Raw genomic sequence first — 17,563 nt, 5'->3', positions numbered from 1 at the left:
GCGATCTTCCTTGTAATGGAAGCGATCTTCCTTGTAATGGAAGCGATCTTCCTTGTAATGGAAGCGATCTTCCTTGCAATGGAAGCAGTCTCCCTTGCAATGGAAGCGGTCTCCCTTGTAGTGATTGACTTGAGAAACGAAATCCAAGAATATTAATTGATTATTGTGATTAAATACCGAGAAATTACTGGTATTATCATCTAAAATTTTCTTATAAAAATTGTAAATTACACTGAACCAAAAAAGTATTTAATTAGGGCAAGCTAGCTCTGGTAGCATCTTACAAAAATAAACTTATGGCGTTTAGAAAAAGAACATCCCGCGTTTTAGAAAAAGCTCAATTAAGATTTTCTGGGCTAAAATCGATTGTTCCAGAAATCAAATTTGATGAGGATTATAATCTAGAAAAATTGATGACGACAATTGAGTATTTACGTACAAAAGTTGACGTATATAACACTGCTTTGTCTGTAGTTGATTCTTCTAGAGATGAAATTGAAGAAATAGAACAACACTTGAGTCAGCTTTGTGAAAAGATGCTGATGGTGGTTGCTATTAAGTACGGCAAAGACAGCCGCGAATATGAAATGGCGGGTGGTGTTCGTAATAGCGATCGCGCCCGTAAAATCAGAGCCAGCCGCTTAAAATCTGTTGCAGAAAAAGCATCAGATGATAATGTTAAACCTGTCTAGAAATGTAGGGGAGCCAGCGCCGTGCGGGGGTTCCCCCCGTTGAGGCGACTGGCGTTGTGTTATGCCGGAGGCTAACGCACCGTCAACTCTACATTTCTGTTTTTTCAAAAAAATAAGGACGCTTTTGTGTAGCGTAAGAATAATATGGAAATAACACCCAAAGAGTTATCATCTATGCCTCAAACCTTGGCTGGGCAACCAGCTATTATTCGTACAGAACGAGGACTAGCGATGCCTTCGGCAACCCCTGCGGGGAACGCAGGGACACGTATAACTTTATATCAGTTGATGGACTATATTCATAAAGGTTATGCACCCCATTTAATTCACAATTATTTCTACATTACTGATGAGCAGTTCAATGCAGCAATGTCTTACATTGAAACCCACCGTGCTGAAGTAGAAGCAGAATATCAGAGCGTAGTGCAACAAGCCCAAGAAATTCGCCAGTATTGGGAAGAACGTAACAAAGAGCGTTTGGCTTATGTTGCCACATTGACACCAAAACCTGAGTACAAAGCCGCTTGGGAAAAATTACAAGCACGCAAAACTAAACCTGCTGCACTCAGTCAATGATTTTTCTTATCGATCATAGTCATTGCGAGCGAAGCGAAGCAATCCCAGCCCTTGCGATTGCTTCGCTTCACTTCGTTACGCTCGCAATGACATTTTATAAGTGATTAACCGAACATGATATTACTATTGCAAATGTTGATCGTATAGTTGAGCGAGAGTATCGAGAGCAGTGTATTGATCGCCTGATAGAGATTGTGTTTTACATTGAGAATTACTTAGGTGTGAGTAGGCTATTTATCCCATAGCAGAAGTTTATACTCTGTGAAAAAAATTAGATCGTTCCGCTTCCGAGAAAGCTTGCTGATAACGAGCTAAATTCTGCCGATGTTCTTCTTGCTGTTGAGCCAACAGCGATTCTTGATTTGCTTCAGATGGTATCGATGAATTAGTTACAGGCTTAGAACTTGCTGACCTACCTCCGCTTGACGAAGTAACAGGTTCAATAGTTGTGATTGTCGGTTCAAAATTTCCTCGCTGACGCAGCGCAATCCTTTCAATCGCTTCAATTGCATCACAATCACCACGGGATACAGCTAAAACTCTCACCCATAATTGTTTTGCTAATGATAAATCACCTCTATTTTCAGCTTGGGAGGCTTGATATTTTAATGGCTCTACATCTCTAAGTGTGGCAGTTTGCTCTAATAAAATAAAATACATTTTATAAGGCGGTTCTGCTTGCCAGTAAGGATTTTGTGTTTCCTGTCCATAGCGAGTATTAATAGCGGGAACTTGATAACTTAAATATTGTGCTAAACGCTCGACTGTGGCACAATTAGCCTCACCTTGTAGTCGCAATGCTTCTAAGAGTGAATATGTAAAAGCACCATGTTGTAATTCATTTATTTCCCAAGATTTTTGGTTAGCTGTGCAAGAATAAAATGTAATTACTCCCTGATATCTTTGCTCACCAATTCCCAATCCAGAGCGACTACTTTCATCTCGGCAAGCATCTAAAAACAACACTACATTATCAGCCCCACTGCGCCGCAATCTTTGAGTGACATAATCAACAGAAATAGCAGTATGTTCTATATCTCCTGGGTCACTGTCGGAGAACATTAAATAATCTCTATCTTTATATCTATTGCCATGACCTGCAAAGAAAAACCATAAATTATCTTCTGGCTTTAATAAAGTATTCTCAAACTGTGCCCGTAAGAATCGCCGCAAATGACCAAAAGTAGGTTGAGTAGGAATTGGCGGATTGGTTGCAATTGGGGGAGAATCGTCAGTAAACAAGAAAACCTGCTCAAATCTGGCTTCTTGTTGAAACCAAGTCGCCATGACAGAAGCATCTCGCTTGGCAAAGTTTAGCGATCGCAGATTTTCATAGTGATTAATCCCAACAACAATCGCCCAATTCCTACCCATCTTCAACTACCAATTATTTCCGCTTGAATTTAAAAGTCATCGCTCCTTTTCCTCCGACTTTACCACCACCAATCCCAAACAGACTGACTTGTCCTTCGCCATTAATTTCTACTGAAAGCTCAACCTCATCCAACTACATTTTAGAATTGGGTTCTTCGGCTTCATCAAGCATTTCCCGCATTGCTTGCAGAAATCCCTTCATTTCTTGCTTGATTTTAGTTACCTCTACTTTGCGTCTAGTAATTACTAGTTCGCCTTTTTTTTGGGTGAAAACTATTTCTTCCTTGGTTTGAATTCCGCCGAGTCGTCCTCCTGTATCGCCACTGCTTCTGGCTCCAATGCTTCTAGTTACACTATCTGTGACTGTTTCAGTAGTTGTGTTTGAGGTTTCAGCCGTTTCTTCGGTAATAATCCAAATGGCTTCTGGGGTGGGATTTTCTGCTGACATAAATTTAATTAATTTTAATTATTTAAACTATTCTTGATTTAACTAGGCGAATCGAATTCGCTACTACACAAACCAAGTCCGCCTCCGCAGACTAATGAAAAATCAAGGATTTGAAACCCACGGAGGTGGGTTTTGTCTGTGTAGCCGCGATTTCCAATCGCCAAGGCTGATTTTCTATCAACTGCTATTATTCAGTAGTAACACTTAAACTGGCAAATAAGACGAGCATACCAACGCAGCAATGGCTAAAAATTGGGCGATCGCGATCGGCATTAACCAGTACAACAATCTTCAGCACCTAAATTACGCAAAACTAGATGCCGAAGCTATGCGCGATTGGTTTGGGAAGGAAGCCAGATTTGATCAAGTTTTCCTCTTCACTGACGATTCTCTCCCAATTGCCACCAATCCACCTATTCCTACTCAGCCGACTTACGGTAACTTGCGGCGGTTCTTACGGGCAAACTTTGAAAAGCCACTACTGGAACCAGGGGATAATATCTGGTTTTTCTTTGCAGGTCATGGTTGTCGGGAAGGCGATCGCGATTATCTTATGCTAATAGATAGCGACCCAGGCGATGTAGAACATACAGCAATCCCTGTTGAATTTGTTACCCAAAGATTGCGTCGCAGTGGGGCAGATAATGTAGTCTTGTTTTTAGATGCTTGCCGCGATGAAGGAAGTAGGCGGGGGCTAGGTATTGGTGAAGAACATCAGGGAGTAGTCACCTTTTATTCTTGCAGTCCCAGTCAAAAATCTTATGAAATTGAGCAGTTGCAACACGGCTCATTCACCCAAGCTTTGTTAGAAGGGTTGAGGATAGCAGGTGAAGGAAACTGCGCCACAGTAGAAAGATTAGACAGATATTTAAAATCGAGAGTACCCACAATCAATCAAACACACCGGAAAATTCTGCAACATCCCTATGCTATAGCCGAACCTGCGACAAAACTACACCTAATTTTGTTACCCGACTACGCAACGCTGAATGATATTAACCAACTGAAACTAGATGCTTATCAAGCAGAAGTTAAAGGAGATTGGGAATTAGCTAGACAATTATGGCTGCGGGTGAATGTGGCTGCTAGGGGGTCAGATATCCAGGTAATTGAAGCATTTATTAGAATTGCCAAGCAACAGGGACAGTCTTCTGCACCCCCAACCCCTGAGCCTGTGACTTCATCCAGGGGAGAAAGGTCAGTAACTCCTGAAAACCCAACATTTAACTTCGATGTGGTGACGGTAAATGCTAAAGGTGAGGAAGTTAAACGAGAAAAAGGTCAAGCTGAATATTTTACTGAAGACTTCGGCAATGGTGTCAGCTTAGAAATGGTTGCGATTCCCAGTGGCAAATTTATCATGGGTTCACCATCAGGGGAAGGATCTGATGGTGAAAAACCTCAGCATCAAGTAACTGTCGAATCATTCTTTATGGGTAAATATCCAGTTACCCAAGCCCAATGGAGAAGAGTAGCCGCACTATCTAAAGTTAACAATGACTTGAAAACAGACCCATCTAAATTTAAAGGAGACAACCGACCAGTAGAAACAGTGTCTTGGTACGATGCAGTTGAGTTTTGCTCCCGCCTTTCAAAACATACAAATAAGCAATATCGCCTACCTAGTGAAGCGGAATGGGAATATGCGTGTCGTGCAGGAACGACGACACCTTTTCACTTCGGGGAGACGATTACAACTGAGTTAGCCAATTACGACGGAAATTTTACTTATGCTTCTGAGTCAAAGGGCAAATATCGTAAACAAACAACAGAAGTAAGAAGTTTTCCACCCAACGGCTTTGGATTATACGATATGCACGGCAACGTTTGGGAATGGTGTCTAGATGATTGGCATAGCACCTATCAAGGAGCGCCAGAAGATGGTAGTGCGTGGTTTGATAATAATGATAACCTTTTTCAAAAACAAGGAATAGCCGTGCTGCGGGGCGGTTCCTGGCTCATCTATCCTGATAGCTGCCGTTCCGCGTTTCGCAGTCTCAACACGCGCGTCAACCTCAACGTCAATATTGGTTTTCGTTTTGTGTGCGCTGCCGGGAGGATTCTTCGGTAGCCCTTTATGCTTTAGTCCTTTTTCCCTCTACGCTTGTTCTTTTTTCCTTTTAGAGTGTAGCGAAGCGGAACGATCGCATTTTTTCACGTAACATGAGTTTGACGGCGAACAAAAGCCAGAAAGCTTACAGTTAAAATGAGACAGCCTAGCAATGCTTTTATAAGAGTGAGCCAAAACGTAAAACCCCAGAGAACGCCTCAGAATGAATTCTGAGGCTAATAGCAAAAGTCATCTCAAGATGACTAAAATCACAAGAATAAATTATTGAGTAAACTAAAGTTTACTTTGGTTATGAGCCTGGAAATGCATGATGATGTTGGCGAATCAGGTGGGGCGTTTAACCCATCAATTTAATATCTCCAATATTTTCAGTGCGTTTTAACGTACTTTTGCTATTAGCCCGCAATTGATTGCAGGGCGGGAGAACAACGCAAAGCGAAGGTTTTTGTGATGGGAGTTTATACCCCTCAATTAATTGACCAACAGTATCATTCATTTCCGGGCGGGCACGGAAGCCAACAGTTAAGCCATTTATAACTGAATTTAAAAATATAGCGGTTTCCATTCAGATGCGGTACAAAATTATATCGCCAGATGTAGGGGCAACATTGGTGTCAACTTAATGCGAAACTCATAGCCCGACTGGGAATGAATTCCCAGTCTAATAGCAAAAGTCATCTCAAGATGACTAAATATCCATCACAATTCTTAGTCTACTTCAGTAGACTTGAACTATTAGCCTTGGAATGAATTCCAAGGTGGGTAACAAAGCTATGAGAAAGGCTATTTTTAGCTTAAGTTGACACCTATGGGCACTGCCGTAGCCTCAGGGTGTACCTCACGCAACCGATAATTGCTATAACCACTCAACCAAAGCATATTTTTTTTATCCTTATGGGAATACTAAATAACAAAACATTGAGAATCACAAATAGAGTGAACTTATGGCTTTGTGGCGACTTTATTATCATTTGGTTTGGGCGACAAAAGACCGTCAGCCACTAATTACCAGCGAACGTGAAGCGAAACTTTCCAATTATATTATTAGCAAATCCGATGAACTTAATACTATTATTCATGCTATTAACGGCGTAGAAAATCATATTCATTTAGTAGCTTCTATTCCTCCCAAAATTTCTATTTCTGATTTTGTCCAAAAAATTAAAGGCAGTAGTACTCATTATATTAATCATTTATATCCTGTAGAAAATATGTTTGGTTGGCAAAGAGGATATGGGGTTTTTTCACTGGGTAGAAAACAACTGGAACAAGCTGTTATTTATGTAAAAAATCAGAAAGAGCATCATTCAAATGGAACAATAGTTGCATCTTTAGAAGAAGATAACCAAGATGATGACGCTCCTCAAAAATTTTATCTTTAATCAGCTTTAGCTCACTTTTGCCATGAGCCTCAGAATCAATTCTGAGGTGGACTCATGGACAATGTTTTAAAAGTTATTTTAGTTTCTATTTTCGTTGCCATCCACGGAAATCAATTCCAAGGCTAATAGCTAAAGTCTTCTCAAGAAGACTAAGCAAAAATTTCAGTCCACTTGAGTGGACTTACGCTATTAGCCCGGAACTTCAGTTCTGAGCGGGATAACTTTCAGTGCGATACTTTACACTCTATTGCCCAGAAGTTCTCCGCCTACCGCACTACAGTAGGTTCCAAAGTTAAATCTTGGAACATCAAGGTGCTAAGATAACGTTCGCCAAAGGAAGGCTGAATCATGACGATGAGCTTTCCTGCGTTTTCGGGACGTTTAGCTACTTGCAATGCAGCACACAAAGCCGCACCGGAAGATATCCCAGATAATAAACCTTCTTCTTTAGCCAGCCGTCGTCCAAATACCATCGACTGTTCATCGCTGACTCGAATCACTTCATCAACCAATTCCAGGCGGAGAACATCGGGGATAAAGCCAGCGCCGATACCTTGAATTTTATGCGGCCCAGCTTCCCCTCCAGATAATACAGGACTGTTGCTAGGTTCAACTGCGATCGCCTGAAAAGTTGGCTTACGTTGTTTAATAACCTCAGCAATACCTGTAATTGTCCCACCAGTACCTACTCCAGCAATCACGATATCTACTTCACCATCCGTATCTGCCCAAATTTCTTCGGCGGTGGTTTCTCGGTGAATTTTGGGATTAGCTGCGTTGCGGAACTGTTGCAGCATATATGCGTTGGGAGTGTTAGCCACAATTTCTTCGGCTTTGCGAATTGCTCCCCGCATCCCTTCTGTACCTGGTGTTAACTCCAAAGTAGCACCATAAGCTCGAAGCATCGCCCGTCTTTCGTTGCTCATGGTTTCAGGCATTGTCAAAATCAAACGGTAGCCACGTGCGGCTGCTACCATTGCTAAAGCAATTCCTGTATTGCCAGAAGTTGGCTCTACTAAAATGGTTTTTCCAGGCTGAATCAAACCTTCTGCTTCTGCCGAGAGTACCATACTTATCCCAATACGGTCTTTAACTGAAGCCGCTGGGTTCATGCCTTCAAGTTTGACAACTATCCTTGCTCCTGCTCCCTCTGCTTGGGGAATTTTGTTGAGTTCCACTAAAGGAGTTCGTCCAATAAGTTCTGTTACATCTTTAGCAATCCGCATTAATTAACTCCTAAAATTCTAAATTCAGTAAAGTGCAAGGTATTTTTTACTTATAACAGTAAGCTCGAATGTATTTAATTTACAGTCGAGTGCAAGCGCGTACATCAGGTATGTATTCTAACTAAACAATAAACTCTAAAATATTAGAAAGCAACTCAGTGAAATATTTATATTTCTTCTTGATTCAGATTATGGTAACAAAACTATAATTTGATGGAAAAATTTAAATAGTTTATCTATTACTCTTTTTACTAAAATACAAATTTTGAAGATAGGAAGTTATAACTAAATTTTTTAAAGATTAAACTTGTTGTATATATCCAAGATTCTAAATGAGGTTTTAATAGTTTTTAGTTTATCTAGAACAAATAATATAACTTTTAAAATTTAATTGTTTTCTCGATTATCTTAATGTATTGTTAAGCGCTGATATGTTTTTGAGTACAACTTTTATCGGCAAATAAATCAAGCAAAACAGTCTTTTATTAGCAGCCCACATTGCTTTGAGCTTGAGTACAAAACAACCCGAACCCTACATCGTAAATGCTAGTGCATCAGCCCAAAAATACTAGCACCCATACCCCACCAATTTTTTTTAAGACTTATCAGATGGCAGTTACAGTCTTTGAGTACAACTTTAATAACTTTAATAATTTTGATCCAACTCAGCTAAACTCCTTTGTAGAGAGTCGACTGATATAAAACCTATAGGATTTACGCAGAGATTCCCCTCTACCCCCCAACATTCCCAAGCAATAGCCTGGAGATGAAGGGGGGACTTCTTAACCCCCTAATTTCCAAAATAACCTATTTCAGTATTACTGAATACTGATTTACAAGCCAATACGGTTCAGTTAAGCATTTTTTTCTCTTTGTGCTCTTTGCGCCCTTTGCGGTTCGTTAAAAAAATTGAGTTCAACAAACAGTTATAGTCTTAACTGAACTGTATTGATTGACAAGCAGGGATGAGTTTAACAAGATGCTTGAATTAAACCACCTCTAGTTTAGTAATTAGTACACAGTAAACAAACTGAAAATGGATAAATGATAACTGATAACTTTTTTAGTATCAGGTTTATTTGTACAGTTTAAACAGAAACTAATTGGTGAAATAACACAAGATATTTTCTTACTGGGTGCATACTACCTGGGAAGGGAGAACCAAGATGAAAGTGAAGCTTTTAAATGTTCTCACAGTCTGTATATTTACTTTAGCGGTGATTTCTCCAGGAATATTAGCTTTTACCATAGTTTGGGGACGTCATATAGAGTTAGTAAAAGCACAGAATTTAACTTGTAATGTGAACAATAATAGTAGAGTCAATAACGCCTTGGTTCCCCAGTCAGAAGGCATAGATACTTCTACATATCAGTCAAGTCTAAAAATTTCTGAACACAATCTTAATCATCAAGAGTTGACTGCTGTGGAGCAATATCAACTGACAACTATTCTGCAATGGTTTTTCTTAATAACCCCTATTTTTGTTGGGTTAGGGATTATTCTTTACGACAGATATCTTGTTTATCGTACTGCTGTTTTTAAAGAACAAGTTGAAATGCTAGAAAGGCTTTGGCAACAAAGCATTGAGCAGTAAAACATTCCAAATACATTCATTCTAAATCAACAAAGACACCATGACAGAAGAACGCGAACTCCAGTATTTTGATTTGATTGATCAGCTACTTAAATGCCCTAACGGACAGGAACCAGAAGTTTTAGAAGCGAATCCAGAATTAATTGATTCTGGTTTAGTATATGCAATTCTAAAAGTCGCAACTGTATTCGCACACGAAGGCAATCAAGACGGTGCCAAATTTTTGTTTTTTCTAGGCCGTGAATTAGCGAAACAATTAGGATTGTACCCTGAAACTGAACCTGCTGATGGTGAACCAGAAGTTTCAACTAAGGAGTAATAATGCTATTGACTGCAACTGACGCTGGACAAATAGCCTTTGAGTTTCTCATGGCTGACTGGAATATTTCAGAATACGATCGCGAGTGGTTCACAATCTTTAATTCTCGTCTGATTGGTGAGTCTTGGTACATTGTAGAACTGGGTGTAGCAGGATTTCCTGATAGGTGGTTTATTCAAGTCTACGATACTGGAGCGTGTGATCCAGATTATACATTTATCTCGCCTATTCGAGGATCAGATGGATATGTTGACCTCGTAGATTTACCACATTTAGTTGCAGAAGTTTTAGTATCAGAGCGGAATGCTCGATAGTTACAATTCAAAATTTAAAATTAATACAAAAATTTTGAATTAACAATTTTAATTAGTCAGCATATTAGAGGTGATATTTTTTTAATATCGCCTCTTTTCTTATTTAATAAAACGTCTGTAATTTTTAATATTTTCTTTTAAATAAGTAATAATTAATGCCATATTTGACTGACATATTTGTGTTATATTACTATAGTGATGAACGCTACAGAAATATCAATTGCTATGATTGCTGAAGACATCCTAGCCAAAGAATTCACAAGAGTCGTCAATCACTACTATCCCAGTGTTGGGGAATTACTTGACGGGTGTTATGTGAAGGTAATTACCTGTTTTTGGGGAAGACCTGCTAGACGTTTGCAGTATATAGGAATTTATTGTTCTGAAGAAATGATTCCTCATGTACAAGCCCAAAAACACGTACTCAGAGAAATAGCTGACAATATGGGACTAGTTCAAGTAGTTTGTATGAATGCCAAACGATTGCTACGCGATCCAATGTCGAAGTTAAAGCAAAATCATCCACGCTTATGGTTAGAGCTGCACTGGGTTGCTGCATCCTAAAATAGCGATTGCAAGCTAATAATGAAAACAGGACTTTTCTGCAATTACGATAATCATCATCAAGATGCCCGCCGTGCCATCTTTGAACAAGTTGCATTGGTAAAGCAGGCGGAAAGCTTAGGCTTTGAAGAAGCCTGGGTGAGTGAGCATCATTTTAGTGAATCCAATCTCAGCCCTTCCATGTTGGTGTTGATAGCACACTTGGCAGGATTGACTTCAACTATCCGATTAGGCACAGCAGCAGTGTTACTACCGTTTCACAACCCAATTAGGGTAGCGGAGGACATTGCAACCTTGGATAATCTGTGTAATGGCAGATTATTATTTGGGATTGCCAAAGGCGGGCCATTTCCCGAACAGAACAAGCATTTTGCTACACCAATGGGTGAATCTCGTGCCCAGATGCTAGAGGCAATGGCATTGATTCAGAAGCTTTTATATGAAACTGATGTATCATTTAATGGGCAATTTTATCAATGCGATCGCCTGACAATTTACCCAAAACCTTTGCAACGACAGATTCCAGTATATGTAGCCACTGGAGATGATGACGGTATAGGGTTTGCCGCCAAACATTCTTTCGGTTTGATGGGGGGGCCACCATTTGCGCTGGAACGATTGCGGAATACTGTTGCTAAATACCGAGAGTTAAGTTCTAGCGGTTCTGAAAACCTGATACTAACTCGTTTCTTTTATGTTGCCAGGACATACGACGAAGCAGTTAGTGAAGCGTTGCCTTTCATCCGCAAGTTTAGCCAGAAAATGAAAGCCAACTCAGAACAAGTGATGCAGAAAAGTTCTAGCGGCCATAAGCCATTTGATCGCACCAATATTTGTTTTGATGAAGACTATTTGCTTGAGAACTCAATTATTGGTGATGTCAAAACGTGTCGAGACAAAATCAAAAAATTCCAGGATGAATTAAATTTAGGCACGCTAGCAATCAAACCCTCATCTTGCGATTTGCAAAAAAACCTGGAGAGTTTGACGCGCTATAACCAAGAGGTGCGGAATTATGTCTAAGTTACCATTGCTTCCTCCAGATGATTTACCTCCATCCGAAGTGACGAAGATGGATGGAATGTTGCATCTGGAACTAGAGCAATCTATTGGCAGATGCTTTTATCAAGCTTGCGATCGCATTACGCAAGCATTGTTAGCTCAATGCCAGTGGTATCTCACAACCAATGCTAATATCCTGATGTTAATCATCGATTGCCTTGACATTGTGTCTTACTGGCATATAGTCAGCAATATTCCTCAAATCGGGAATCGCCTAGAACGGTTTACCAGTAATGCTAAAATCCGCGTTTATCCCCCATTTGGTAAAGGTAGGCCGTTTGAAATTAGCGTAAATGAAATTTCAGCTTATCGAGATTGGCTGTAAAGCGATTGGATATTGAACCACAGATGGTTTATCTGTGTTTATCTGTGGTTCCTTTTGGAGTGATTTTGACTTGCTAAAGAAGACGCGGGAACAAACTTCACCGCGTCTTCTTCGCTGCCTATAATAAAAGAACTCAACGCCAAAGAGACAACGGTTATGCACTCATCCGATCTCAAAAATGCGTTACCAACTACTGATGAACTGCCTTGCAGTGACGATACACCAGTGGATAACGAAGACCAGAATTTTTTGCCCAATGTTTTACTGTTCTTACTCAATTCAATTTGGGCAACTCGGATGAATTGGTACTTCGGTGTAAACATGGCAGTGTATCACACTAAAGGGGTGAATCCTAAAGTACCTGTAGTGCCAGACGCTTTTTTGAGTTTGGAGGTGGAACGCAAAAAAAGTGGTAAGTCACGCAAAAGTTACGTAGTTTGGGAAGAAAACGAGATAGTTCCCATACTCGCATTAGAGATTGTATCCCACATACCACGGGGCGAATACGACGAGAAGCTGGCGATATATCGGCAACTGAGTGTGTTGTACTATGTGATTTATAATCCCGAATTTTGGCAGCGCGACCAACATCAACCATTTGAAATTTATAAGTTGATAGATGAGAACTATCAATTGCAGATAGGTGAACCTTACTGGATGCCGGAAGTGGGTTTAGGTATTGCACGATACCAAGGTATAATCGGTGGGATTCAACAAGAAGCTCTGTCTTGGTATGATGATCAGGGCGATCGCTATTTCACAGCAGAAGAACGAGCAGAACAGGAAAATATCCGAGCAGAAAAGTTGGCAGAGTATTTGCATTCTCTCGGCATCGACCCTGATTATCTACCTAATGAGTAATTGGGGAAACAAGCGATCGCCTTGAGTGTTAAAGTATGCCTTACACTGACTTTACACTGCACCGTGTCAAATAAAATTTCAACCTGACTATAGTATATAGCCAATTTTTGTTAACAATTCTCAGAGGATGTTTGTAAAGTCTAATTTATCACTCGCCCAAAACTTTTAAAACATCCTCTCAGTCTATTTTACCTAGTGCATTTTTGGACTCAATTCTATCTAGACCAAGGGCTTGTACAAAAAAGCTATTCGTCTTCGTCTCCTGGCGGCCGTTCGCTCTCGCTTTGTTGGGTATTCCACTCCGAAACAATACGATCTAGCATTTCACCCTGCGTACAGTTATTTACAGCAGCGTATTGCTTAATTAGCTCTTTTACTTTAGGGCTAATGTGGTCTATATCTAGTGGGTTATTTCTTCCCGTTTCCATTAGCTAATAGCAAATATTACATATAATACATTATTTAATTATATCAGCTATCATCGGATTTATTTGTGCTTCTTTAACTCCAGCATCCAGCGCTTGATGCGCTGTGTCGTAACAGCCAAACAGACATGAATCAAAGTCGGCGATGGGAAAGGGATTGCGCTCTAATACATTATGGATGGCAATTGCATACGAATATTTACCATTAAGTAAAGGGTGGGGATGTACCGCTACATACCACGTTACATTAATTCCACACTCAGATTTAGTGCCATCTTTTTCCAAGATTGGTTTATCCATTATCGCTTGACTCCTCATGGTTTTAGTTGCCAGGCGCTGATTTGAATGAAAGCTAACGGTATTTTAATTATATGTAAAGAGCAAAGCGCCTGTGTAGGAGAATCGCTCCTAAATTTGCGAACAGACAGATGCTTCCTAACCCCAATAAAATGTAGGTGGGAGCCATGACAACTCCAATCATAAACCAAGCAAATACGTGCAATATCATTAATAGAGCAAAGATACTGGCAATTGCAGCAGTTTGCCAAATCTCAATAACTGGACGACCCAACAATGTGAAACCTATTGTCAACGAGGTAGTAATTAGGTTTGCTGGAATTAAAAAGGCGCAAATAGCAATGCAGTAAGTGCTTGAAAATACCGTCAAGGTGTTAAAGTCTAACATTAATTTCTTATCTGAGTTGTGAAAATTATTTTAAACGTAGACGCGCAGCGGCTTCCCGGAGGGTAGGGCGCGAAGAAAAGAGAAGAGAACAGAAAAGAGACGAAGGTTTTCACGGATGATTTAGGACTGCTATAGTTTAAATTGCTAAATTTTGGATAAATATTTGTCCTGATATTCTTTAGGCTAGTAGGAGTTTAAAAGATTTGTAAGTTGATAGCCTAAACTATGCCGTTAATCAGATTTTAGTGAAGACACACTAAAATTTTGAACCACCAACTTCTTGGTGGTTCACAGAAGACATCGTATTAACTAGTAGTTAAGCGTTTAAGCAGCAGAGAAAGTCCGGAAAATCAGTGTTCTGGCGAACCCTGAAACACCAAGTCCTAGCAAAATACTAGTAAATAACAGACTTATTCGAGGGTTAGAATCTAGTTTTTTATCTTCTCTACCACCTGTAAAGAATAAAGACCAAGCTTGGGAAGCATTGATAGCCTTAAAGCTATTAAAGTCAGGCCTAAAAACAACAGGGCCAAACAGTTCAGGAGATTTGAAGTCTAAATCATTTATCATGTAAATAAGTATAACAAAAATCTTGCAAAATAGCTAACTTTCTGATATAAACATACGGATAAATGCAAGATAGACATATCGAGGGTAGCGATCGCCGAGTTCCCCGGTGATTTCTCATCAGAAGCTGAGTTAGAATATCGCTCAAAATGTATCAATCAGTGATGACGTACCCACCACCATTAATTAATATAGATACATCTGCATCATGGTAACCCCCCCCATTTGAGAAGTTACCAGATGCAGACACAATCAACTTTATGCAGGAGTGTATTAGCCACTCAACTTAATAAAGTCTTGACTCACTAGATATTTAAGCTTGTCATCGTGCTGTATTTGCTCTCGTACCAACTTGCTTTGCTGGTGGTTGAAAGTCGGCTACCTTTTGAGACAGCCACGAATACCAACTATCCAACCCAGTACCTGTAGTTGCAGAAACCTGAAAAATTTGAATTTCAGGATTTACTTCTTGTGCATATTTTATACATTTTTGGAGATCAAACTGCACATAGGGCAGCAGGTCAATTTTAGTGAGAATCATCACCTCACTAGCACGGAACATATGAGGATATTTGATTGGTTTATCTTCTCCTTCCGTAACTGAGAGAATCACTACTTTCGCCTGTTCCCCCAAATCAAATAAAGCTGGGCAAACTAGATTACCAACATTCTCAATCATTACTACTGAGTTTAACGGTGGGTTTAATTGTTGTAAACCCCGGTCTATCATTGATGCATCTAAATGGCAGCCTGTACCAGTATTAATTTGAACAACTTTACAGCCTGTCTCTTGAATTTTTTGAGCATCATTGGTTGTTTCTTGATCGCCTTCAATGACACTGATATAAATTTGAGCTTTTAAATCATTAATGGTGCGGGTTAAGAGAGTTGTTTTTCCCGCGCCAGGAGAACTCATTAAATTTAAGGCTAAGATATTTCGTCCTTTGAACCAGCCCCGATTTTGTGCAGCTAGTAAATTATTCTTGGCTAAAATATTTTGTTCTAAAGAAATTGTTGTGTTGTGTATTTTTGCATGAATTTGTGATACTTCTGTATGATGTTCGTGGCTATGAAAATGAGTAATTACAGTGCCATCAGCTAAAGTATGGGTATGATGATGGTGAGTAACTTCACCTGTTTCTGGATTATTTATCTTGCTTTCAGCATCGTCAGAACAACCACAGGTTACACACATAGTTCCTCTATTTCTATTTCTTTAACTTTTAATTCTTCACCTGTTATTAAATTTAATTGCACGCTACCACACTTACAAATACCAAAAGGCTTTTCTAAAGGAACTTCCGCACCGCATTGGCGACATTGTGCCAAGCCGGGAATTTCTCTAATTTCTAATGTTGCTCCTTCGAGAACTGTACCTTGAGTGCAAATATCAAAACAAAACCGTATTGCATCAGGCATAATCGCTGAAAGCTTGCCAATTTCTAATAAAACTCGGCTGACTTTGTTACCATTAGCATGTTCATTCACAATAGCCACAATATTTTGTGTAATTCCAAGTTCGTGCATACAAAGTATCTCTTAAAAATTAACAAATTCGTGGCATTTGATCGCCCACTAGCATATCAACAATACGTTCAGCATTGAAAACAGTTTTTAACAAAACAATACCTGGAGGCGAAGCAATAACTTCACCAATAACACAAGCGTCTTTTCCGGCTGGGTGAGATTTCATAGCTGTCAAAACAGTTTCTGCATATTTGCTAGGTACTACTACTACTACCTTCCCTTCATTTGCTAGATATAAGGGATCTAAACCAAGAATTTCACATACTCCTTTGACTTCTTCACGAACAGGAATAGATTCCTCGTGTAGGCGAATTCCTACATTAGAACTGAGGGCAAATTCATTTAATACAGTAGCTAAACCGCCGCGTGTGGCATCCCGCATAGCATGAATTTCGGGGCAAACATTGAGAATAGTTTCTACCAAGCTATGCAATGGCTGACAGTCGCTTTCAATATTAGAATCTAATGCTAATTCACCACGGGCAATTAAAATTGCTGTCCCATGATTGCCCAATTCACCATTAACAATTACTGCATCGCCTGGTTGAATTTTATGGGCAGAGATTTCAACTCCTCTAGGAATTACACCAATCCCAGTCGTATTAATAAACAATTTATCGACAGCACCGCGATGGACAACTTTTGTATCACCAGTGACAATTTGAATACCAGCTTTTTTTGCAGCTATTGACATACTGGTAGCTACACGCCGTAAAGTTTCTACAGCTAATCCTTCTTCTAAAATAACGCTACAGGTGAGATATAAAGGTTTAGCACCACTCATTGCTAAATCATTAACTGTGCCATTAATGGCTAATTCTCCAATATCGCCACCAGGAAAAAATAACGGATCTACAACATAAGAATCGGTTGTAAAAGCTAGTCTATCTCCCTGTTGCATGAGATTGGCTAAATTCAACCTAGCTTGGTCTTCTAATTGTGAGAGAATTGGGTTATTAAAACTTTTGACAAAAATATCTTCAATTAAATCGCGCATGGCTTTACCACCGCTACCATGTGCAAGGGTAATATGGCTATCTCGCACTTTACCTTGGCGACGACGGATTTTTTCCAGTTTTTCAAAAAGAATATTTTGTGCTGAGGTGCTAGGGGAGGCTTCCATATTTAAATTAATTTTTATGTTAATTAGGCAGACAATTAAGAATTAGCTACCTCATAGAATGTGATGCACACACCAAAAGAATCAATAACTACAAATTCTTTCAATCCCCAAGGTTTCGTTTCTAAATGCCCTTGGGGGTGAATAATTGATTCATCCTTGGCAATAAACTCTGCATAAAGTTGTTCAATGTGGCTAACTTGGATCAGAAATTGTGTTCCTTCGGCAAGGTGCTTATCATCATTTTTTTGCAAAAATATTTGTGCAGAATCACGTTTCACGATTGCCATTCTTACTGGCTTACCTTCTGTATGTATAGTTTTAAATCCAAGCTTTTGTTCATAAAAGGCAATGGCTTTGTCTAAATCTTTGCCAGCCGGAATAATTGGGCTGATATTACCCAGTATGGATTGTTTATTCATATATTTTT

At 39.6% G+C, this 17,563-nt stretch carries 22 protein-coding genes and 1 pseudogene; 11 read left to right on the top strand and 12 right to left on the bottom strand.

Annotated features, from left to right (window positions below; translation table 11 throughout):
* Positions 1 to 296 precede the first annotated feature (296 nt).
* The gene (locus tag AC5JL8_RS31630; RefSeq protein ID WP_495883628.1) at positions 297 to 692 is read left to right on the top strand and encodes a hypothetical protein; all 396 of its coding nucleotides are present in this window, start codon (positions 297 to 299) and stop codon (positions 690 to 692) included.
* Between the two features lie 144 nt (positions 693 to 836).
* Positions 837 to 1,268: a DUF433 domain-containing protein gene (locus AC5JL8_RS31625; RefSeq protein ID WP_495883627.1), complete on the top strand. Its 432-nt coding sequence runs from the start codon at positions 837 to 839 to the stop codon at positions 1,266 to 1,268.
* Between the two features lie 252 nt (positions 1,269 to 1,520).
* Here the strand turns inward: AC5JL8_RS31625 and AC5JL8_RS31620 are convergent, their stop codons facing one another.
* Both AC5JL8_RS31620 and AC5JL8_RS31615 read right to left on the bottom strand, forming a co-directional pair.
* The gene (locus tag AC5JL8_RS31620; protein WP_495883626.1) at positions 1,521 to 2,642 is read right to left on the bottom strand and encodes a caspase family protein; all 1,122 of its coding nucleotides are present in this window, start codon (positions 2,640 to 2,642) and stop codon (positions 1,521 to 1,523) included.
* A 13-nt stretch (positions 2,643 to 2,655) separates the two neighbouring features.
* A pseudogene (locus AC5JL8_RS31615) lies at positions 2,656 to 3,090 on the bottom strand (Pepco domain-containing protein).
* Positions 3,091 to 3,331: 241 nt separating this feature from the next.
* Between AC5JL8_RS31615 and AC5JL8_RS31610 the strand changes: the two are divergent.
* Positions 3,332 to 5,161, top strand: a complete 1,830-nt coding sequence (locus tag AC5JL8_RS31610) for an SUMF1/EgtB/PvdO family nonheme iron enzyme (protein ID WP_495883625.1) — start codon at positions 3,332 to 3,334, stop codon at positions 5,159 to 5,161.
* A 337-nt stretch (positions 5,162 to 5,498) separates the two neighbouring features.
* Here AC5JL8_RS31610 and AC5JL8_RS31605 read toward each other — a convergent pair whose 3' ends face one another.
* Positions 5,499 to 5,726, bottom strand: a complete 228-nt coding sequence (locus tag AC5JL8_RS31605) for a hypothetical protein (RefSeq protein ID WP_495883624.1) — start codon at positions 5,724 to 5,726, stop codon at positions 5,499 to 5,501.
* Between the two features lie 379 nt (positions 5,727 to 6,105).
* Between AC5JL8_RS31605 and tnpA the strand changes: the two genes are divergently transcribed.
* Positions 6,106 to 6,543: an IS200/IS605 family transposase gene (tnpA, locus tag AC5JL8_RS31600; RefSeq protein ID WP_495883623.1), complete on the top strand. Its 438-nt coding sequence runs from the start codon at positions 6,106 to 6,108 to the stop codon at positions 6,541 to 6,543.
* A 266-nt stretch (positions 6,544 to 6,809) separates the two neighbouring features.
* On the opposite strand, the gene cysK is transcribed toward tnpA, so the two are convergent.
* Positions 6,810 to 7,769: a cysteine synthase A gene (gene cysK / locus AC5JL8_RS31595; RefSeq protein WP_495883622.1), complete on the bottom strand. Its 960-nt coding sequence runs from the start codon at positions 7,767 to 7,769 to the stop codon at positions 6,810 to 6,812.
* A 1,166-nt stretch (positions 7,770 to 8,935) separates the two neighbouring features.
* Here cysK and AC5JL8_RS31590 point away from each other — a divergent pair.
* The 7 genes from AC5JL8_RS31590 (at position 8,936) to AC5JL8_RS31560 (ending at position 12,809) form a co-directional block, all read left to right on the top strand.
* Positions 8,936 to 9,364 (top strand): hypothetical protein, encoded by a 429-nt coding sequence (locus AC5JL8_RS31590; protein ID WP_495883621.1) that lies wholly within the window; start codon positions 8,936 to 8,938, stop codon positions 9,362 to 9,364.
* Between the two features lie 40 nt (positions 9,365 to 9,404).
* Positions 9,405 to 9,683 carry a hypothetical protein gene (locus AC5JL8_RS31585; protein WP_495883620.1) on the top strand — a complete coding sequence of 93 codons (279 nt, stop codon included), beginning with the start codon at positions 9,405 to 9,407 and terminating at the stop codon, positions 9,681 to 9,683.
* Positions 9,684 to 9,685: 2 nt separating this feature from the next.
* Positions 9,686 to 9,997: a hypothetical protein gene (locus AC5JL8_RS31580; RefSeq protein ID WP_495883619.1), complete on the top strand. Its 312-nt coding sequence runs from the start codon at positions 9,686 to 9,688 to the stop codon at positions 9,995 to 9,997.
* A 198-nt stretch (positions 9,998 to 10,195) separates the two neighbouring features.
* Positions 10,196 to 10,561, top strand: a complete 366-nt coding sequence (locus AC5JL8_RS31575; RefSeq protein WP_495883618.1) for a hypothetical protein — start codon at positions 10,196 to 10,198, stop codon at positions 10,559 to 10,561.
* A gap of 21 nt (positions 10,562 to 10,582) precedes the next feature.
* Entirely contained in the window at positions 10,583 to 11,584 is a 1,002-nt protein-coding gene (locus AC5JL8_RS31570; protein ID WP_495883617.1) for an LLM class flavin-dependent oxidoreductase, read from the top strand.
* On the top strand, positions 11,577 to 11,948 hold the full coding sequence (locus AC5JL8_RS31565; protein WP_495883616.1) for a hypothetical protein: 372 nt from the start codon (positions 11,577 to 11,579) through the stop codon (positions 11,946 to 11,948). The genes AC5JL8_RS31570 and AC5JL8_RS31565 overlap by 8 nt, the downstream gene beginning before the upstream one ends.
* A 156-nt stretch (positions 11,949 to 12,104) precedes the next feature.
* Positions 12,105 to 12,809, top strand: coding sequence for a Uma2 family endonuclease (locus AC5JL8_RS31560; protein WP_495883615.1), 705 nt, complete (start codon positions 12,105 to 12,107; stop codon positions 12,807 to 12,809).
* A 245-nt stretch (positions 12,810 to 13,054) separates the two neighbouring features.
* Here AC5JL8_RS31560 and AC5JL8_RS31555 read toward each other — a convergent pair whose 3' ends face one another.
* The 8 genes from AC5JL8_RS31555 to AC5JL8_RS31520 all read right to left on the bottom strand — a co-directional run bounded on the left by AC5JL8_RS31555 (position 13,055) and on the right by AC5JL8_RS31520 (position 17,555).
* Positions 13,055 to 13,237, bottom strand: a complete 183-nt coding sequence (locus AC5JL8_RS31555; protein ID WP_495883614.1) for a hypothetical protein — start codon at positions 13,235 to 13,237, stop codon at positions 13,055 to 13,057.
* 30 nt (positions 13,238 to 13,267) lie between these two features.
* On the bottom strand, positions 13,268 to 13,534 hold the full coding sequence (locus AC5JL8_RS31550; RefSeq protein ID WP_495883613.1) for a hypothetical protein: 267 nt from the start codon (positions 13,532 to 13,534) through the stop codon (positions 13,268 to 13,270).
* A gap of 67 nt (positions 13,535 to 13,601) precedes the next feature.
* Positions 13,602 to 13,919, bottom strand: a complete 318-nt coding sequence (locus AC5JL8_RS31545; RefSeq protein ID WP_495883612.1) for a hypothetical protein — start codon at positions 13,917 to 13,919, stop codon at positions 13,602 to 13,604.
* Positions 13,920 to 14,243: 324 nt separating this feature from the next.
* Positions 14,244 to 14,489 carry a hypothetical protein gene (locus tag AC5JL8_RS31540; RefSeq protein WP_495883611.1) on the bottom strand — a complete coding sequence of 82 codons (246 nt, stop codon included), beginning with the start codon at positions 14,487 to 14,489 and terminating at the stop codon, positions 14,244 to 14,246.
* A 319-nt stretch (positions 14,490 to 14,808) separates the two neighbouring features.
* Complete coding sequence (gene hypB, locus AC5JL8_RS31535) at positions 14,809 to 15,681, bottom strand: hydrogenase nickel incorporation protein HypB (protein ID WP_495883610.1); 873 nt, start codon at positions 15,679 to 15,681, stop codon at positions 14,809 to 14,811.
* Entirely contained in the window at positions 15,672 to 16,013 is a 342-nt protein-coding gene (gene hypA / locus AC5JL8_RS31530) for a hydrogenase maturation nickel metallochaperone HypA (RefSeq protein WP_495883609.1), read from the bottom strand. The genes hypB and hypA overlap by 10 nt, the downstream gene beginning before the upstream one ends.
* A gap of 19 nt (positions 16,014 to 16,032) precedes the next feature.
* Entirely contained in the window at positions 16,033 to 17,136 is a 1,104-nt protein-coding gene (hypE, locus tag AC5JL8_RS31525; protein ID WP_495883608.1) for a hydrogenase expression/formation protein HypE, read from the bottom strand.
* A gap of 35 nt (positions 17,137 to 17,171) precedes the next feature.
* Positions 17,172 to 17,555: a glyoxalase superfamily protein gene (locus AC5JL8_RS31520; RefSeq protein ID WP_495883607.1), complete on the bottom strand. Its 384-nt coding sequence runs from the start codon at positions 17,553 to 17,555 to the stop codon at positions 17,172 to 17,174.
* Positions 17,556 to 17,563: the final 8 nt, after the last annotated feature.

This window comes from Mojavia sp. (assembly GCF_059505145.1).
Note: the sequence above shows the minus strand (reverse complement) of the source record. Positions and strands in the feature narration are given on the sequence as shown.

Coding starts and splice junctions, on each gene's coding strand:
- AC5JL8_RS31540 (WP_495883611.1), bottom strand. CDS start 14,489: ATGATAAATGATTTAGACTTCAAATCTCCTGAACTGTTTGGCCCTGTT.
- AC5JL8_RS31620 (WP_495883626.1), bottom strand. CDS start 2,642: ATGGGTAGGAATTGGGCGATTGTTGTTGGGATTAATCACTATGAAAAT.
- AC5JL8_RS31610 (WP_495883625.1), top strand. CDS start 3,332: ATGGCTAAAAATTGGGCGATCGCGATCGGCATTAACCAGTACAACAAT.
- AC5JL8_RS31565 (WP_495883616.1), top strand. CDS start 11,577: ATGTCTAAGTTACCATTGCTTCCTCCAGATGATTTACCTCCATCCGAA.
- AC5JL8_RS31625 (WP_495883627.1), top strand. CDS start 837: ATGGAAATAACACCCAAAGAGTTATCATCTATGCCTCAAACCTTGGCT.
- cysK (WP_495883622.1), bottom strand. CDS start 7,769: ATGCGGATTGCTAAAGATGTAACAGAACTTATTGGACGAACTCCTTTA.
- hypB (WP_495883610.1), bottom strand. CDS start 15,681: ATGTGTGTAACCTGTGGTTGTTCTGACGATGCTGAAAGCAAGATAAAT.
- hypA (WP_495883609.1), bottom strand. CDS start 16,013: ATGCACGAACTTGGAATTACACAAAATATTGTGGCTATTGTGAATGAA.
- AC5JL8_RS31555 (WP_495883614.1), bottom strand. CDS start 13,237: ATGGAAACGGGAAGAAATAACCCACTAGATATAGACCACATTAGCCCT.
- AC5JL8_RS31560 (WP_495883615.1), top strand. CDS start 12,105: ATGCACTCATCCGATCTCAAAAATGCGTTACCAACTACTGATGAACTG.
- AC5JL8_RS31570 (WP_495883617.1), top strand. CDS start 10,583: ATGAAAACAGGACTTTTCTGCAATTACGATAATCATCATCAAGATGCC.
- hypE (WP_495883608.1), bottom strand. CDS start 17,136: ATGGAAGCCTCCCCTAGCACCTCAGCACAAAATATTCTTTTTGAAAAA.
- AC5JL8_RS31580 (WP_495883619.1), top strand. CDS start 9,686: ATGCTATTGACTGCAACTGACGCTGGACAAATAGCCTTTGAGTTTCTC.
- AC5JL8_RS31545 (WP_495883612.1), bottom strand. CDS start 13,919: ATGTTAGACTTTAACACCTTGACGGTATTTTCAAGCACTTACTGCATT.
- AC5JL8_RS31585 (WP_495883620.1), top strand. CDS start 9,405: ATGACAGAAGAACGCGAACTCCAGTATTTTGATTTGATTGATCAGCTA.
- AC5JL8_RS31520 (WP_495883607.1), bottom strand. CDS start 17,555: ATGAATAAACAATCCATACTGGGTAATATCAGCCCAATTATTCCGGCT.
- tnpA (WP_495883623.1), top strand. CDS start 6,106: ATGGCTTTGTGGCGACTTTATTATCATTTGGTTTGGGCGACAAAAGAC.
- AC5JL8_RS31575 (WP_495883618.1), top strand. CDS start 10,196: ATGAACGCTACAGAAATATCAATTGCTATGATTGCTGAAGACATCCTA.
- AC5JL8_RS31630 (WP_495883628.1), top strand. CDS start 297: ATGGCGTTTAGAAAAAGAACATCCCGCGTTTTAGAAAAAGCTCAATTA.
- AC5JL8_RS31605 (WP_495883624.1), bottom strand. CDS start 5,726: ATGGAAACCGCTATATTTTTAAATTCAGTTATAAATGGCTTAACTGTT.
- AC5JL8_RS31590 (WP_495883621.1), top strand. CDS start 8,936: ATGAAAGTGAAGCTTTTAAATGTTCTCACAGTCTGTATATTTACTTTA.
- AC5JL8_RS31550 (WP_495883613.1), bottom strand. CDS start 13,534: ATGGATAAACCAATCTTGGAAAAAGATGGCACTAAATCTGAGTGTGGA.